The following is a 15,833-nucleotide window of genomic DNA, read 5'->3' on the forward strand; positions in this document are numbered from 1 at the left end:
GCGAGCGCGGCGGCGAGGGCGTCATCGGCGCGGGTGTCGAGCGGGGCGGTTCCGGTGCCGCCGGTCCGGGGGCGAGACACACGTCGGCCGCCGCCTGGAGGTCCGCCAGGGCCTCCCGGTCGGCGACGTGCCCCAGAAAGCGCACCGGTAGCCGCCGTTCCCTCGCGCGCCGCTCCAGGGCGCCCCGCAGCGGCCCGTCGCCCGCGACCACCAGGGCCGCCGCCACGCCCGCGTCCCGCAGCTCGGCGAGGGCGTCCAGGGCCGTGCCGGGCCGCTTCTCGACCGAGAGGCGCGAGCAGAGCAACAGCAGCACCCGATCCCCGTCCGCGTACCGGGCCCGGAGGACGGTGCTGCGCCGGCCGGGCCGGCAGCGGTCCAGGTCCACGCCGAGCGGGGCCCGGACGACATTGCGGGCGCCGATCCGCACGAACTCGCGTTCCGCCCACTCCGTCGTGCAGACGATCCTGGCGAACGCCCAGGCGGTACGGCGGTTGAGCCGGTCCGCCGCGCGGGCCGCGAGGGCCGGCGGCGCGCCCCAGGTGCGCAGCACCCCGTCCGCCGTCTCGTGGGAGACCATCACCGACGGCACGCGCGCACGTCGTGCCCACTCCCCCGTCCATCGCAGGGTCGTACGGTCCGAGACCTCGATCCGGTCGGGTGCGAGGTCGTCCAGGAGCCGGCGCACCCGGCGCCGGTCGGCGAGCACCCGGTAGCCGCCGGTGCCGGGCAGGACCGGGCCGGGCAGGGTGATGACCCGCCCCTGCTCGGTACGGACGTCACTGGCGACGTCGCCGGGGACGACGAGGACGGGTTCGTGCCCGGCCGCCAGATAGCCGCGGCCGAGCTGGTCGAGGGCGGTCCGGAGGCCACCGGAGGTGGGCGTCACGAAGTTCGCGAGCCGGACGATCCGCAGCCCGCCGCCCCGGCTGTTCACACCGCCGTCCCCGTTCACACCCTCGTAGCGGTTCACACCTCCGTGGCCGTTCACGCCGCCACCGCCGTCCGCTCGCGCAGGACCTCCAGGTAGTGGCCGATCAGCTCGTCGCCGAGGGCCTCCCAGGTGCGGCCCTCGACTGCCGCCCGCCCCGCCAGGCCGTACGCCGCGCGCAGCTCGGGCGAGGCGGCGAGGGAGGCGACCGCCGTGCGCAGCGCGCTCGGGTCGCCCGGGGGTACGAGGATTCCGGTGCGCCCGTGGTCGACCAGGTCCAGGGGTCCGCCGGCGGCCGGGGCGATCACCGGGACGCCGCTCGCCATGGCCTCCTGGACGGTCTGGCAGAGGGCGGCGATGGCAGCGGCGACCCGGCGGCTGGGCAGGGCGACCCGTACCTGCGGATAGCCGGGCAGGGGGAGGGAGGGCACCCGGACGACGGCGCACGGCGCTTCGGCGTCGGCCGCCTGGTCGGCGACGGCGGGGGCGATGACGAGCGGGGTGTGGCCCCGCCGGACGAGGTGGCGCGCGGTCTGCAGGGCGCAGTGCGCCACACCGTTGACGTCGGGAGGGAAGGATTCGGTGACGATGACGACACGCATACGGGTGTTGTCGTCGCGTCCGGCGTGTCCCCGTCAACGTCGATCTGGACGGGGAGGAAACGTCCCATGAGCGTTTCGCGCGGTGCCCGTCCCGGCCCGGCGGGACCGGCTCCGGGGCGGTGGGTCCGGGGGCGGCGCCGGTCGCGAACCGGGCCGGGAACCTGCGGCCGGGAACCTGCGGCCGGGAACGTGCGGTCGGGAACCTGCGGCCGGGAGCGTACGGTCGGGAACCTGCGGCCGGGAGCGTACGGCCGTGGAACGTGCGCACGCGCGGCCGGGAGGCCCGGCAGGTCCCCCGCCGCCCCCGTGCTCCGGGGCGGGGCCACGCTCGGCGGGTTCTCCGCCGGGGGCCGCGCCGCCCCGGAGCCGGGTGACGGGGTGACCTGGTCAGACCTGGAGGTCCGGCCCTATCCGGTTGCGCACCGCCGTCTGGACCTCGACTTCCTCGGCCGGGTCCGCGGCGAGGCGGCGCAATCGTTCGGCGACGCGTACGTCCCCGGTCTCGGCGTGCTGGGCCGCCACCTCGCGGGTGGTCTCCTCGCAGTCCCAGAGGCATTCGACGGCGAAGCCCGTCGCGAAGGTGGGGTCGGTGGCCGCGAGGGCGCGGGCCACACGGCCGCGGAGCTGGGAGGAGGCCGTCTCTCGGTAGACGTGGCGCAGTACGGGCGCTGCACAGGCGATGCCGAGGCGTCCGGCGCCGTCCACGAGACCGGCGAGGACGGGAGCGTCGGGGCCTTCGGAGCGGACGGTGTCACGGAGCGCGCCGAGGACGGAGGGGGAGTCCTGGGCGGTGCCGCGGCAGGCGAGTACATCGGCGGCGGCGGCGCCGAGGGCGTCGGTCCTGCGGACCCACGCGCGGGCGCGGGCGACGGCGTCCTGGCCGCACATCCGCCGGTAGGCGGCGACGGCGGCTTCGGCGACCTCGCGGGAGTCTCCGTCGGCGGCGGCCTCGACCAGGTCCAGGACGGCGGGGTCCTGTGACTGGGCGAGGTGGTGCAGGGCGGCGCCCCGGGCTCCCACCGCGCCGTGCCGGGCGGCGGCGAGGAGTTCGGGCCGGTCCTCGGGTCCCGCGACGGCGGTGAGGCAGCGGGCGGCGGGACCGTACAGCACGGCTCCGCGTTCGTACCCCTCCTGCGCCCAGTCGAGGACGGCGCGCACGCTCCAGCCGGGACGGGGCCCGGCGGGGCGCATCTGGCGCTGCCAGCGGTCGAAGGAGCCCTGCTCGCGGGCGGCCCTGATCCGGGCGCCGACGGTGTCGCGCCGGTCCTCGGCCCACAGACGCCACGGGCGGGGCTCGTAGGCGTCGCGCACGACCCCGGCCAGTTCGGCGTCGCCCTCGGCGTCGGCCGGGAAGCGGGCGAGTACGGGCAGGGCGAGCGAGCGGAGTCCGGCGTCGTCGTCGCGGAGCGCCAGCTCGTCGAGGGCCCAGGCCCAGTTCGTGCCGGTCGCGGCGTAGCGACGGAGCAGGAGCAGGGCGTCCTGGCGGCCGTAGGACGCGAGGTGCCCGAGGACGGACAGCGCGAGCCCGGTCCGGGACTCCTCGGTGTCGAGGTGGTCCTCGGCGCCGAAGAGGTGCGCCTCGATCTCGTCGAGACCGCCGTGGAGGTCCAGGTAGAGACGGGCGTAGTACAGGGAGCGGTTCTCGACCTGCCAGTCGTGGCGGGGGTCGTCGAGAACGCAGTGGTTCAGGGCCGCGAGGGCCTCGGCGCGTGGCGCGGCAAGGGCGTGCAGGGTGCCGTCGCCGCGGCCCCGCTGCAGCAGGCCGAGCAGGGTGCCGCTCGGCGCTATGACTGGATCGAACATGGGAAGACGCCTCACATCAAGCTGTCGACACGACCGGGGGAGACCGGGATGACCCGGGTCGGGCGGTACATCGCCCGTACGCCTAGGCCGCGCGGCAACATGTCGGGCCGCTCGTCGTGTTTCGCCTGCCAGTGACCATCTTCCTCAGCCTCTCGTCGGTGGCCCGTTTTGCCGGGCCCGACGTCATGATGACCCACCCATTTCGCCACCGCGACCACATTTACGACGCCGCTCTCACCTGGGGTTCAGTGTCCGTTCACCGGACTCCGAACAGCTCCAGGAGTTCGGTCTTGCCGAACATCCTGGCGGTGTCCACGGCGGACGGAGTCCCGGCTTCCGGATTCGCACCGCCGGTAAGGAGGGCGCGGACGACGGCGTCCTCGCCCTTGAAGACGGCACCGGCGAGCGGGGTCTGGCCGCGGTCGTTGGCGCGGTCGGCGTCGGCACCGCGCGCGAGGAGGGCGGCGACGGCGGCGGCGTGGCCGTGGTAGGCGGCGAGCATGACGAGGGAGTCGCCCTTGTCGTTGGTGAGGTTCGCGGGCACGCCCGCGTCGACGTAGGCGGCCAGCGCGTCGGCGTCCCCGGTGCGGGCGAGGCCGAAGACCTTGGCCGCCAGCTCGATGACCTCGGGGTCCGGAGTCTCGCTCATCGGGTGGGACCGCCTCTCCTGCTGTGTCGGGCCGCGCACGGCGAGCGCCGCCGTACGAGTGAATCGACAGGGTACTGCCCGTTCGGTGACATGACCTCGCCCGACCGAGGCAAAGATCACGGCAGTCCGCCGCCGGAACCCTCCTCTAACGCACGCCGGGCATTTCGCCACTCGGAGGCCTGTTCGACGTCCGCCGGTCAAGTGAAATAGCCCGCTTTTCACTCGAATGCACCTTTAGTCACATAGATACTTGCTGTGAACTTGGAAGGACTCATGGTGACTGTCCCCTCAACCAGGAGAACAACCAATGATCCTGTCCATCTCAGGCGTGGTCCTGCTCGGCATCATCTGCTTCCTGTTCTTCAAGAAGGACGGGATGAAGGCCTCGCACGCCCTCGTCAGCGCGCTGTTCGGCTTCTACCTCGCGGGTACCGCCATCGCCCCGAGCATCACGGCGGGCGGCCAGAGCCTCGCCGGCCTGCTGGGCGGGATCAAGTTCTGACGCCCTTCCGTCCCTTCCACCACTTCAGGAGTACTTCGTGGCCCGGCGACCACTCCCCCGCATTCTGAGCAGCGGCAGCGCACAGATCGCTCGTAGCCGAGAGATCGCGCGTACGGCCGCCGACAGCGCCACCGACGTGCTCCATCCGCTGATCACGGTCTCCCGCGGTCTGCGGAAGCTGGCCGCGACCGCGCGCGCCAAGTGGGCCGCGACCCCCAAGGAGCGGCGTGGTCCCACGCTGCTCCTGGTCGCGGCCTGCGTCCTGGTCATCGCCCTCGTGCCGTACGGGCCGCTCCTCGCGCTCGTCACGCTCATGGGCGCGGCCGCGTGGAAGGGACGCGAGCGCCCGGTCGTGAAGACCGGGCCCGACGACGCGGAGATCGCCCGGCTCAAGGGGCTCTACGAGGCCCTCGTGCCGTACTTCTCCGTGGCCGAGGACCCCGCCCCGCTGTTCGCCCACGGCGGCGACTGGAGCGACGCCTTCGACGAGTACGCCTTCGACGAGGACGGGCGGCTCACCCGGCTGAGGATCGCCTACCCCCCGTACTTCACCGACGGCGAGCCCGCCGCACGCGCGCGCATCGAGCAGCTGCTGCACGCGAAGTCCGGGCGCGGCCGGGAGTACCGCTTCGACTGGGACGAGGAGGGCAACCGGCTCGTCATGAGCGTGCTGCCCGCCCTGTCCACCACGATCGCCGCCCAGCGCTTCGTGACCGTGCCGGGCGAGACGGTGCTCGGCTTCACCGACGCGGACGCCGTCCAGCGGACCGTGCCCGTGGTCGCGGCGGACGGCACCGAGGACGCCCCGGCCGTGGTCTGGCGCACCGGCCCCCGCTCCACCGAGCCGCATCTGCTCGTCGTCGGCCAGCCGGGCAGCGGCACCACGTCCCTGCTGCGTTCGATCGTGCTCCAGGCCCTCCCCCACGGCGACGTCCTGATCGTCGAGGGCGGCGGCACGGGCGAGTACGCGTGCCTCACCGGCCGGGACGGCGTCCTGGCCGTCGAGTGCGGCCTCTCCGGCGCCCTGACCACCCTGGAATGGGCGGCGCACGAGACGGAGCGCCGGCTGATCGCCGCCAACCGGGCCCGCCAGGCGGGCCACGCGGTGCCCGAGGACACCCGGCGCCCGCTGTGGATCCTCCTCGACCGTCCGAGCGTCCTGGGGCACCTGGCCGCCGCCGACGGCCGTCCCGACCCGCAGGAGCTGCTCCAGGTCCCGCTGCGGCACGGGCGCGCCGCGCAGGTCACCGTGGTGGTCGCCGAGCAGTTCGACAGCGCGGACACGCTGAGCGAGGCGGTACGCGCCCACACCAGGGCCCGCATCGTGCTCGGTCCGGCCGCGCCGGAGCAGATCGCGGCGGTCCTGGGCGCCGCGCCGCACACCACCCCCACGCCGGAGGTCCCCGCCGGCCGCGGGTACGCGCGCCTGGGCACCGGCCCCGTCCTGCGGCTCCAGGTGCCGGCCACGCCCGACCCGTACGACGACGCGACCAGCGAGGCCCACCGCAAGGCCGTGCTCGAACTGCTCCCGGAGCGCCGGACGGTCACCACCAAGGCGGTCGAGACCGTCCCCGGCTCGGCCATCGAACCGGCTCCGGCCCCGCGCACCGAGCCGGACCCCGGCCCGGCGCCGCTCCACACGCCGGTCCCGGCGGAGGGCTGAGCCCCGGAGAACCCGAAGAGGCCGGTACGGACCCCAGGTCCCTACCGGCCTCTTCGCGTACGGGCGGCTCCACGCGCGCGTACGGGCCGCTCCACGCGCGCGTGGGAACGCCCACGCGCGCATCACGCCCTGCGCCTACGCCACGAAGGACCGAGGCGGTTCGGCCCCACCGCCCGCGCCCGACTCGACCAGCCGGGCCGCTGCGGCCAGTCGGGCGGCGGCCTCGTCCGCGACCGGGCCGCCGACCGTGAAGGGCAGCCGCACGAAGCCCTCGAAGGCCCCGTCCACGCCGAAGCGCGGGCCCGAGGGGACACGGACGCCGACCCGCTCCCCCGCCTCGGCCAGCCGGGAGCCGGAGAGGCCGCCGGTGCGGACCCAGAGGGTCAGACCGCCGCGCGGCACCGAGAACTCCCACTCGGGCAGCTCCCTGCGCACCGCCGTGACGAGCGCGTCCCGGTTCTCCCTCGCCTGGTCGCGGCGGAGGGCCACCGCCTCCTCCCAGCCGCCCGTCCGCATCAGCCAGTTCACGCCCAGCTGCTCCAGGACGGGGGTGCCGAGGTCCGCGTACGCGCGCGCGGCCACCAGGGAACGGATCACGTCGGGCGCCGCCCTGACCCAGCCGATGCGCATGCCGGCCCAGAAGGCCTTGCTGGCCGAGCCGACCGTCAGGACGGTGGAGCCCGCCGGGTCGAAGGCGCAGACCGGGCGGGGCATGTCCACGTCGTCGTCGAGATGCAGCTCGGTCATGGTCTCGTCGACGACGAGGACCGTCCCGGCCGAGCGGGCCGCCTCCACCAGCTGCCGGCGCTGGTCCTCGTCGGCGAGCGCGCCGGTCGGGTTGTGGAAGTCGGCCACCACGTACGCGAGGCGGGGTGCCGCGTCCCGCAGCACCTGGCGCCAGCGGCCCAGGTCCCAGCTCCCGAGGCCCTCGGACATGGCGACGGGGACGAGCCGGGCACCGGCCTCCCGCATCAGCTGGAGGATGTTCGCGTACGAGGGGGACTCGACGGCGATCCGCTCACCGCGTCCGGCGAAGAGATGACAGATGGCGTCCATGGCGCCCATCGCCCCGGTCGTGACCATGATCTGCTCGGGCATGGTGGGGATGCCCCGCGCCGTGTAGCGGTCGGCGAGCATCTGCCGCAGCGCGGGCAGTCCCGCCGGGTAGTCCCCGTGCGTGTGGGCGTAGGGCGGCAGCTCCTCCAGGGCGCCCTGGACGCCCCGGGTGAGCCAGGGTTCGGGCGCGGGCAGCGCGGCGCAGCCCAGGTCGATCATCGAGCCGAGGGCCTCCGGGGGCAGCGGTTCGAGTCCGCGCGCGGGAAGCGGGTTCCCGGCCGGGACGGCGGTCCAGCTGCCGGCTCCCCGCCGTGACTCCAGGAAGCCCTCGGAGCGGAGCGCCTCGTAGGCGGCGGCCACCGTCGTACGGCTGACCGTGAGGGCGACGGCAAGTTCCCGCTCGGCGGGCAGCCGGGCGGCGACCGGGACCCGGCCCTCCAGGACGAGCAGACGGATGCCGTCGGCGAGGGCCCGGTAGGCGGGGGGCTTGCGGGCGCCGGGTCCGGCGGGCCTGGGCTGCTGTGCCTGGAGCTGCCGGGCGAGCTGAGCCGGTCCTACCGCCGAAGTCCACTGGGCCATCGAAATCAGTCCACCTTCCGCGAATTGGCCATGGTTGGCACCCGTTCCACCGCCACAGAGTGTCATGAGCCAGTCCACCGACACCACCCTGGGGGAAAGTTCCTTGTCCATCGCCTCCGGCCGCCACGGCCGGCACCTGGGCCGCCGGCTCGTCCAGCTCTACGTCGGGCTGACGCTGTACGGGGTCAGCTCGGCACTGCTGGTGCGCAGCGGTCTCGGCCTCGAACCCTGGAACGTCCTCCACGAGGGCCTGGCCGAGCGGACCGGTCTGACCATCGGCGTGGTGTCGATCATCGTGGGGGCGGCGGTGCTGCTGCTGTGGATACCGATCCGGCAGCGCCCCGGTCTGGGGACCGTCTCCAACGTGTTCGTGGTCGGCCTGGCGATGGACGGCACCCTGGCCCTGGTGCCGGACGTCCACCCCCTGGCCGGGCGGATCCCGCTGCTCGCCGCCGGGATCGTCCTCAACGGGGTCGCGACCGGTCTGTACATCGCGGCCCGCTTCGGCCCCGGCCCGCGCGACGGCCTCATGACCGGGCTGCACCGGCTGACCGGCTGGTCCATCCGTCTGGTGCGGACGGCGATCGAGGTGGCGGTGGTCGCCACCGGCTTCCTGCTCGGCGGCTCGGTCGGCGTCGGCACGGTGCTGTACGCCCTGGCCATCGGGCCGCTCGCCCAGTTCTTCCTGCGCCGGTTCGCCGTGCCCGAGCCGGACTCCGGCAGCACCGCCGTCGCCCCGGGGACACCGGAACAGGCCATACTGCGGCCGTGACTCGCGTACGCCACCCCTATCTCGACCATCCCTCACCCCTCCCGTTCGCCCACCGCGGCGGCACGGCGAACGGCCTGGAGAACACCGCGGCCGCCTTCCGCCGGGCCGCCGCCGCGGGCTACCGCTACTTCGAGACCGATGTGCACACGACCTCGGACGGGGCGCTCGTGGCCTTCCACGACGCGACCCTCGACCGCGTGACGGACGTCTCGGGCCGGATCCGCGACCTGCCCTGGGACGCGGTGCGGGAGGCCCGTGTGGCGGGTGAGGAACCGCTGCCGCTCTTCGCGGACCTCCTGGAGGAGTTCCCCGAGGCCCGCTGGAACGTGGACCTCAAGGCCGAGTCGGCCCTGCTCCCGCTGATCGACCTGATCCGGAGGACCAACGCCTGGGACCGGGTCTGCGTGGGCTCCTTCACCGAGGCCCGGGTGGCGCGGGCTCAGCGCCTCGCCGGCCCCCGGCTCGCCACCTCGTACGGGGTGCGCGGGGTGATCGGGCTGCGGCTGCGTTCGCTCGGCATCCCGGCGGCGCTGCGGGCCGGGGCCGTGGCGGCGCAGGTGCCGGAGCGGCAGGGCGGCATCCCGGTCGTGGACCGGCGGTTCGTCCGGGAGGCGCACGCGCGCGGGCTCCAGGTCCATGTGTGGACGGTCAACGATCCGGCCCGGATGCACTCTCTCCTCGACCTGGGCGTGGATGGCATCATGACCGATCAACTGGAGACGCTGCGCTCGGTGCTGACCGAGCGGGGTGTGTGGGTCTGAGCGCGCGTGCCGGTGACACCGTTCCGGGATCACCGGGCCGGTCCACGGGGATGAACGAGGGGGCGGCCTTGACCGCAGAGACCACAGAACCGGAGGAGTACGCCATCGGGCCCGCCGAGCGCCGGCGGGAGCAGCGGGGCTGGTACTTCTACGACTTCGCGTGCTCGGTGTACTCGACGAGCGTGCTGACCGTGTTCCTGGGGCCGTACCTGACCTCGGTGGCGCGGGCGGCGGCCGACGCCGAGGGCTTCGTGCACCCGCTGGGGATCCCGGTGCGGGCGGGCTCGCTCTTCGCGTACGCCGTGTCGGCCTCGATCGTGGTCGCGGTGCTGGTGATGCCGCTGGTGGGCGCGGTGGCCGACCGTACGGGACGGAAGAAGCCGCTGCTCGCCGCGTCGGCGTACCTGGGCGCGACGGCCACGGTGGGGATGTTCTTCCTGGACGGCGACCGGTATCTGCTCGGCGCCTTCCTGCTCATCGTGGCGAACGCCTCACTGTCGGTCTCGATGGTGCTCTACAACGCCTATCTGCCGCAGATCTCCGAGCCGGACGAACGGGACGCGGTGTCCTCGCGCGGCTGGGCCTTCGGCTACACGTCCGGCGCCCTCGTCCTCGTACTGAACCTGGTGCTCTACACGGGCCACGACTCCTTCGGCCTCACGGAGGGCGAGGCGGTGCGGATCTGCCTGGCCTCGGCCGGTGTGTGGTGGGGCGCCTTCACCCTGGTGCCGCTGCGGCGGCTGCGTGACCGGCGGATCGGCCCGGAGGGCCGGGAGCGGTCCGGAGGGGGCTCGGTCGGCAGCGGCTGGCGCCAGCTCCGGGAGACCCTGAAGGACATGCGCCGGCATCCGCTGACGCTGTCGTTCCTGCTCGCCTATCTGGTCTACAACGACGGCGTGCAGACGGTGATCTCGCAGGCCTCGGTGTTCGGCTCGGAGGAGCTGGGCCTCGACCAGACGACGCTCATCACGGCGGTCCTGCTGGTCCAGGTGCTGGCGGTGGCGGGGGCGCTCGGGATGGGACGACTCGCCCGGTCGTACGGCGCCAAGCGGACGATTCTGGGATCGCTCGCGGTGTGGACGCTGATCCTGGTGGCGGGGTACTCCCTGCCCGCCGACGCGCCGGTGTTCTTCTACTGTCTGGCGGCCGCGATCGGCCTGGTGCTCGGCGGGAGCCAGGCGTTGTCGCGTTCGCTGTTCTCGCATCTGGTGCCGCGCGGCAAGGAGGCGGAGTACTTCTCGGCGTACGAGATGAGCGATCGGGGGCTCAGCTGGCTGGGGCCGCTCGTGTTCGGTCTCGCGTATCAGCTGACCGGGAGCTACCGGGATGCGATCATCTCCCTGGTGATCTTCTTCGTGGTCGGCTTCGTCCTGCTCGCCCGGGTCCCGGTGCGGCGCGCGGTGGAGGCCGCGGGGAACCCGATACCGGACCGTTTTTAGACGTGGAACCGAAAGGGCGGTAGTGTACGCGTTTGGCCTGCCAGGCGGACCGTTACTGCGTGCTGCTTTGGTGAAGACACCGGGTTACTTCTGCCGTCAGATGTGACAAAACGGGCACTGGTGGGTACAACAAGGGGCGGCACGACGGGCGACGCATGACCCGGCACGGGAATCTTTACCGCCGACCGGACGTTGACCGGATAACGACGACAGCGACATCTGTCCTGTGGGCGACAAGCCCGGGAGGCACGATTCATGAGTGAGCGAGCTCTTCGCGGCACGCGCCTCGTGGTGACGAGCTACGAGACCGACCGCGGCATCGATCTGGCCCCGCGCCAGGCCGTGGAGTACGCATGCGAGAAGGGCCATCGTTTTGAGATGCCCTTCTCGGTGGAAGCGGAAATTCCGCCGGAGTGGGAATGCAAGGTCTGCGGAATCCAGGCACTCCTGGTGGACGGGGACGGACCTGAGGAGAAGAAGGGCAAGCCTGCGCGTACGCACTGGGACATGCTCATGGAGCGACGCACCCGCGAGGAGCTGGAGGAGGTCCTCGCCGAAAGGCTGGCCGTCCTGCGTTCCGGCGCCATGAACATCGCCGTGCATCCGCGAGACAGCCGCAAGTCCGCCTAGCGGACCCGGCACGAACAACGCCGCGGGGCCCGGTACACGATCTGTGTACCGGGCCCCGCGGCGTTCGTGCGCCACCACGACGCCACGGTGCCCCCGCTCCCGGGGAGGAGCAGGGGCACCGTGGCAGTGAACCTCGGAAGTTCAGAACATCAGGGCATCAGGGCATCAGCGGCGGCCGGGGCTCGTCGGCCCGGCGGGGGCCCTGGGCGCCGTCCTCGCGAACGACCTCGCCCTGCACGACCTTTCCGTCCGGCCGGTGCATCCGGGCCTGCTGAAAGGCGTCCTGGAGGCTGCCGGGCGGCGCGGCGCTCATCCGGCGCTCGACGGCCCTCTCGGCGTACCGCCCGAGGAAGGAGCGGACCGGCGGGACGAGCAGGAGCAGACCGACCGCGTCCGAGAGCAGCCCGGGGATCATCAGGAGCAGACCGCCGAGCATCAGGAAGCCGTTGCGGTCCTCGGCGCCGGTGCGCTCCGGTGCGCCGGGCATCGCGCCCGTCTGCGCCGCGGCCTGGGCCTGCTGGAAGGTCGAGGTGAGGTTGGCGAAGGCACGCCGGCCGGCCCGCTTGACGACGGCGGCACCGAGTACGGCGCCGCCGACGAGCAGGGCGAGGACGGTGAGCCCGCCCGCCGCGTTCGCCACCACCGTGAGCAGCCAGATCTCCAGGACCAGCCAGGCGGCGATGCCGAGCGGAAGGTACTTGCGCGCGCGTGAGCGCTTGGGGGCGAGGGGAGGCGGTGCGCCGGTCGTCATGCTGCCCAGTGTGCCTGGCGCCCCGCCGGAACGTCGTAAAGGGAAGATCAGAAGGGGCTCAGGAGGACTTGCGGCCGAGCAGCTTGCCGACCTTCTCCGCGCGCGCCGTCAGACCCCAGCCGGTGACCCGCCACAGCGCCTCGACGACGATGTTCCGGCTCATCTTCGAGTCGCCGATCTCCCGCTCCACGAAGGTGATCGGGACCTCGACGACATGGAAGCCGGCGCCGATCGCGCGGCGGGCCAGGTCGACCTGGAAGCAGTAGCCGGCCGATGCCACGTCGTCCAGGCCCAGGCCCTCCAGGGTCTCCTTGCGGAAGGCCCGGTAGCCGCCGGTGACGTCGCGGATCGGCACGTCGAGCATCACGCGCGAGTAGAGGCTGCCGCCGCGGGAGATGAACTGGCGGGACTTCGGCCAGTTCACGATCCGCCCGCCCGGCACCCAGCGGGAGCCGAGGACGAGGTCCGCGCCCTTGAGGGCGGTGAGCAGCCGCGGCAGCTCCTCGGGCTGGTGGGAGCCGTCGGCGTCCATCTCGACGAGCACGCCGTAGCCGTGCTCGATGCCCCAGCGGAAGCCGGCGAGGTAGGCCGCGCCGAGCCCCTCCTTGCCCTTGCGGTGCAGGACGTGCACATGGTCGTCCTCGGACGCGATCTCGTCCGCGAACTTGCCCGTGCCGTCGGGGCTGTTGTCGTCGGCGACGAGAACGTGCGCCTCGGGTACGGATTCCCGTACCCGCGCGACGATCGGCTTGATGTTCTCCGCCTCGTTGTAGGTCGGAATGATCACCAAGGCCTTGCCGAGCGGGCCGTAACGCCTCTGGCCACCGTCGTTCACTACTGCCCCTTCGGATACATACACAGGGCCCCCACCATAGCGAGGTCCTCGGCGTGCTCCGGCGCGGCGGGTCGGGTGGGACGGGTGACACGGTGGGGCGGAACGGACCACAGGGACAGATCGCGTGCGGTGCGGGGCCCGTCGTCCTTCGGTCCGACCTGGGATCCGCTGGCTGCGGGTCGACCGAGAGCCGTTGTCTACTGAACGTCCGGGCCCCACCCGGGTCGCACCTTCCTCCGGAGAAACCTTCCCTCGCGGCCGAGGCGCGGGCGGCGTACGGCGACTGTGCGGGGAGTGCGGTCCGGTCGGACGTCCTTTGGTGGACGCGGAGAACCTACCCGCCCCTGACGGGCGACTGTCAACACCCGCTTGACCTGCGGATACGTAGCAAAACCCCAGGCCGGAGGGGAAGATCCGCAGGTCGGGGACAAGCGTGCGGAACAGGCGTCACGGGTGGGACATATCCCTACATCACTCGTTCGGCCGTACGAACACCGTCTGCCCGTGCACGACCGTGCGGAGGCAGACCGGGAGATCGGCGCCGGGCGACAGATCGGGCAGACCGGGCGTACCGGAGCGCGGGTCGGTGGACCAGCGGGCCACCCGGTCGTCGGGTGCCTGGACGACGAGTTCCTCGGTGCGCCAGACCGCGTAGTCGGCGGGGGCGCCGGGGACCAGCGTCCCGGCGTCGTCCCGGCCCACCGCCCGCCAGCCGCCCCTGGTGTGGGCGGTGAAGGCGGCCCGGGCGGAGATCCGGTGCTCGGGGGTGCGGTGGAAGGCGGCGGCCCGGACGGTGCCCCAGGGGTCGAGCGGGGTCACCGGGCTGTCGGAGCCGAAGGCCAGCGGCACACCGGCGCGCAGCAGGGCCGCGTACGGGTTGAGGGTGCGGGCCCGCTCGACGCCGAGCCGGTCGGCGTACATGCCCTCGTCGCCGCCCCAGAGCGCGTCGAAGGCGGGCTGCACCGAGGCGGTGAGACCCAGCTCGGCGAAGGCGGCGATCGTCTCCGGGGTGAGCATCTCGACGTGCTCGACGCGGTGCCGGGCCGCCCGGATCCTGGCCAGGCCGAGCTTCTCCGCGGCGGCCCTGACGCCCTCGACGACGGCGGTCACGGCGGCGTCCCCGATGGCGTGGAAGCCCGCCTGGAGGCCGGCCTCGGTGCAGGCCACGACATGGAGGGCGACGGCGGTCGCGTCCAGATGGGCGGCGCCCGTGTGGGCGGCGTCGGCGTGGTCCGCGTACGGCTCGTGGAGGCAGGCCGTGTGGGAGCCGAGGGAGCCGTCGGCGAACAGGTCCCCGGCGGCGCCGAGGGCCCCGAGGGCGCGCGCCCGCTCGACGTCGAGGTCGGCCCAGTAGCCGACGACGCGGGGCCCGGCCTCCTCGCGGGCCAGGTCCAGGAGGCCGGTGAAGTCCTCCTCGGAGGAGATCTGCGGGCCGCCGCACTCGTGCAGGGTGCCGATGCCCAGGGAGGCGGCGCGGCCTCGGGCGGCGCGCTGGGCCTCGGTGCGCTGGCGGGCGGAGACGGCGCCGAAGGCCGCGGCGCGCACGGCGTGGTGGGCGTCCCCGGTCAGCGGCCGCTCTCCGTCGTGGAAGCCGTCGAGGTCGCGGACGCCGGGGACCAGGTCGAGGAGGGCGGTGGTGACGACGGCCGAGTGGACGTCGATCCGGGTGAGATAGAGCGGCCGGCCGCCGGCGAGTCCGTCGAGTTCGGTACGGGTGAGAGGTCGGCGCTCGGGCCACCGGGAGGCGTCCCAGCCGTGGCCGACGAGAATGCGGTCCTCGGGGCGGGCGGCGGCGTGGGCGCGGATCATCTCCGCCGCCTCGGTGAGCGAGGCGGCCGAGGACAGGTCGAGCCCGGTGAGGGCGAAACCGGTGGCGGTGGTGTGCACGTGCGCGTCGACGAACGCCGGGGTGACGAGCGCGCCCTCCAGGTCGACCACCTCGTCCACGCCGGAGGCGAACGCGTCGGCCGCGCCCTCCGAGCCCACCCAGGCGACGTGCCCGCGCTCCACGACCATGGCGGTGGCGAAGGGGTCGGCGGGGCTGTGGACTTCCCCGCCGCGCAGCAGCACGGTGCGGTGTTCGGCGGGAGATGCGGCAGGCATGGACTCACTCATGCGACCAGGCTAGGACCTGCCGGGACCCGGTTTGTCCGGCAGGTCCCCCTCGGCGGGGTCGGCCGCGTCACAGGCCGGGTCGGCCGGCGCCGGATTCCGGCCGGGTCACGGGCACCCGCCCGGTCGCCCGGCGTCACACGCGGGGCGGTCTGGCCTCGTACGGGGTGGACAGGACGACGGTGGTGCGGCTGGAGACGCCGGCCTGCGAGCGGATGCGGCTGAGCAGGTGCTCCAGCTCCAGCGGTGTGGCGACGCGGACCTTGAGGATGTAGTTCTCGTCACCCGCGACGCTGTGGCAGGCCTCGATCTCCGGGATGTCGGCGAGCCGGTCCGGGGTGTCGTCGGGGGAGCTGGGGTCGAAGGGTTTGACCGAGATGAAGGCGGTCAGGGGCAGCCCCACGGCCTCCGGGTCGACCACTGCGGCGTAGCCGCGGATGACTCCGCGCTGCTCGAGGCGGCGGACGCGCTGATGCACCGCCGACGTGGACAGGCCGGTGGCCTTGCCCAGGTCGGTGTAGCTCATGCGCCCGTCCTTGACGAGCAACTCGACGATCTGACGATCCAGCTCCTCCATGCGGTGACCCTATTGCTCCCGGACGCGCGCGGCAGCGACGGGGTCGACCGCTATCGGGGGGTATGGGCCGCCACGGGGCACCTGCGACGGGCATGTGACGAACGCCACAGGTTTGCGTCTGCCCTGAGGTACTGCCACACGGTTATGCGGACGACCGCATGGGAAGTGCTTGCT

The 15,833-nt window shown here is 73.3% G+C and carries 14 protein-coding genes and 1 pseudogene; 6 read left to right on the forward strand and 9 right to left on the reverse strand.

Features of this window, described 5'->3' with window-relative positions; translation table 11 throughout:
* Positions 1–54 precede the first annotated feature (54 nt).
* The 4 genes and pseudogenes from V4Y03_RS04585 to V4Y03_RS04600 all read right to left on the reverse strand — a co-directional run.
* Positions 55–970 (reverse strand): annotated as a pseudogene (locus V4Y03_RS04585) (glycosyltransferase); the annotation flags it as partial.
* Between the two features lie 14 nt (positions 971–984).
* The gene (locus tag V4Y03_RS04590; RefSeq protein WP_332434087.1) at positions 985–1,530 is read right to left on the reverse strand and encodes a glycosyltransferase; all 546 of its coding nucleotides are present in this window, start codon (positions 1,528–1,530) and stop codon (positions 985–987) included.
* 387 nt (positions 1,531–1,917) lie between these two features.
* Entirely contained in the window at positions 1,918–3,333 is a 1,416-nt protein-coding gene (locus tag V4Y03_RS04595; protein ID WP_332434088.1) for a HEAT repeat domain-containing protein, read from the reverse strand.
* A 256-nt stretch (positions 3,334–3,589) separates the two neighbouring features.
* Positions 3,590–3,982, reverse strand: a complete 393-nt coding sequence (locus V4Y03_RS04600) for an ankyrin repeat domain-containing protein (protein ID WP_317878811.1) — start codon at positions 3,980–3,982, stop codon at positions 3,590–3,592.
* Between the two features lie 307 nt (positions 3,983–4,289).
* Between V4Y03_RS04600 and V4Y03_RS04605 the strand changes: the two genes are divergently transcribed.
* Together V4Y03_RS04605 and V4Y03_RS04610 are read left to right on the forward strand one after the other, a co-directional pair.
* Entirely contained in the window at positions 4,290–4,484 is a 195-nt protein-coding gene (locus V4Y03_RS04605) for a hypothetical protein (RefSeq protein WP_015032212.1), read from the forward strand.
* A gap of 37 nt (positions 4,485–4,521) precedes the next feature.
* Entirely contained in the window at positions 4,522–6,147 is a 1,626-nt protein-coding gene (locus V4Y03_RS04610) for a hypothetical protein (protein ID WP_332434090.1), read from the forward strand.
* Between the two features lie 135 nt (positions 6,148–6,282).
* Here the strand turns inward: V4Y03_RS04610 and V4Y03_RS04615 are convergent, their stop codons facing one another.
* A complete protein-coding gene (locus V4Y03_RS04615) occupies positions 6,283–7,782 on the reverse strand; it encodes an SCO1417 family MocR-like transcription factor (RefSeq protein ID WP_332434091.1) in 1,500 nt (499 codons plus the stop codon).
* Positions 7,783–7,846: 64 nt separating this feature from the next.
* On the opposite strand from V4Y03_RS04615, the gene yczE reads away from it, so the two are divergent.
* From yczE to V4Y03_RS04635, 4 genes are all read left to right on the forward strand, one after another.
* Positions 7,847–8,554 (forward strand): membrane protein YczE, encoded by a 708-nt coding sequence (gene yczE / locus V4Y03_RS04620; protein WP_317877461.1) that lies wholly within the window; start codon positions 7,847–7,849, stop codon positions 8,552–8,554.
* Entirely contained in the window at positions 8,551–9,315 is a 765-nt protein-coding gene (locus V4Y03_RS04625) for a glycerophosphodiester phosphodiesterase (RefSeq protein WP_332434092.1), read from the forward strand. The genes yczE and V4Y03_RS04625 overlap by 4 nt, the downstream gene beginning before the upstream one ends.
* A gap of 50 nt (positions 9,316–9,365) precedes the next feature.
* Positions 9,366–10,754, forward strand: a complete 1,389-nt coding sequence (locus V4Y03_RS04630; protein ID WP_317877463.1) for an MFS transporter — start codon at positions 9,366–9,368, stop codon at positions 10,752–10,754.
* Positions 10,755–11,009: 255 nt separating this feature from the next.
* A complete protein-coding gene (locus tag V4Y03_RS04635; RefSeq protein WP_015032218.1) occupies positions 11,010–11,384 on the forward strand; it encodes an RNA polymerase-binding protein RbpA in 375 nt (124 codons plus the stop codon).
* A gap of 157 nt (positions 11,385–11,541) precedes the next feature.
* Here the strand turns inward: V4Y03_RS04635 and fxsA are convergent, their stop codons facing one another.
* The 4 genes from fxsA to V4Y03_RS04655 form a co-directional block, all read right to left on the reverse strand.
* On the reverse strand, positions 11,542–12,135 hold the full coding sequence (gene fxsA / locus V4Y03_RS04640) for an FxsA family membrane protein (protein ID WP_332434095.1): 594 nt from the start codon (positions 12,133–12,135) through the stop codon (positions 11,542–11,544).
* Positions 12,136–12,193: 58 nt separating this feature from the next.
* Positions 12,194–12,970: a polyprenol monophosphomannose synthase gene (locus tag V4Y03_RS04645; RefSeq protein ID WP_317877465.1), complete on the reverse strand. Its 777-nt coding sequence runs from the start codon at positions 12,968–12,970 to the stop codon at positions 12,194–12,196.
* 471 nt (positions 12,971–13,441) lie between these two features.
* A complete protein-coding gene (locus V4Y03_RS04650; RefSeq protein WP_332434096.1) occupies positions 13,442–15,085 on the reverse strand; it encodes an amidohydrolase in 1,644 nt (547 codons plus the stop codon).
* Positions 15,086–15,218: 133 nt separating this feature from the next.
* Positions 15,219–15,659 carry an Lrp/AsnC family transcriptional regulator gene (locus V4Y03_RS04655; protein ID WP_317875390.1) on the reverse strand — a complete coding sequence of 147 codons (441 nt, stop codon included), beginning with the start codon at positions 15,657–15,659 and terminating at the stop codon, positions 15,219–15,221.
* Positions 15,660–15,833: the final 174 nt, after the last annotated feature.

Origin of the sequence: Streptomyces sp. P9-A4 (genome assembly GCF_036634195.1) — a bacterium.
Classification (GTDB): domain Bacteria; phylum Actinomycetota; class Actinomycetes; order Streptomycetales; family Streptomycetaceae; genus Streptomyces.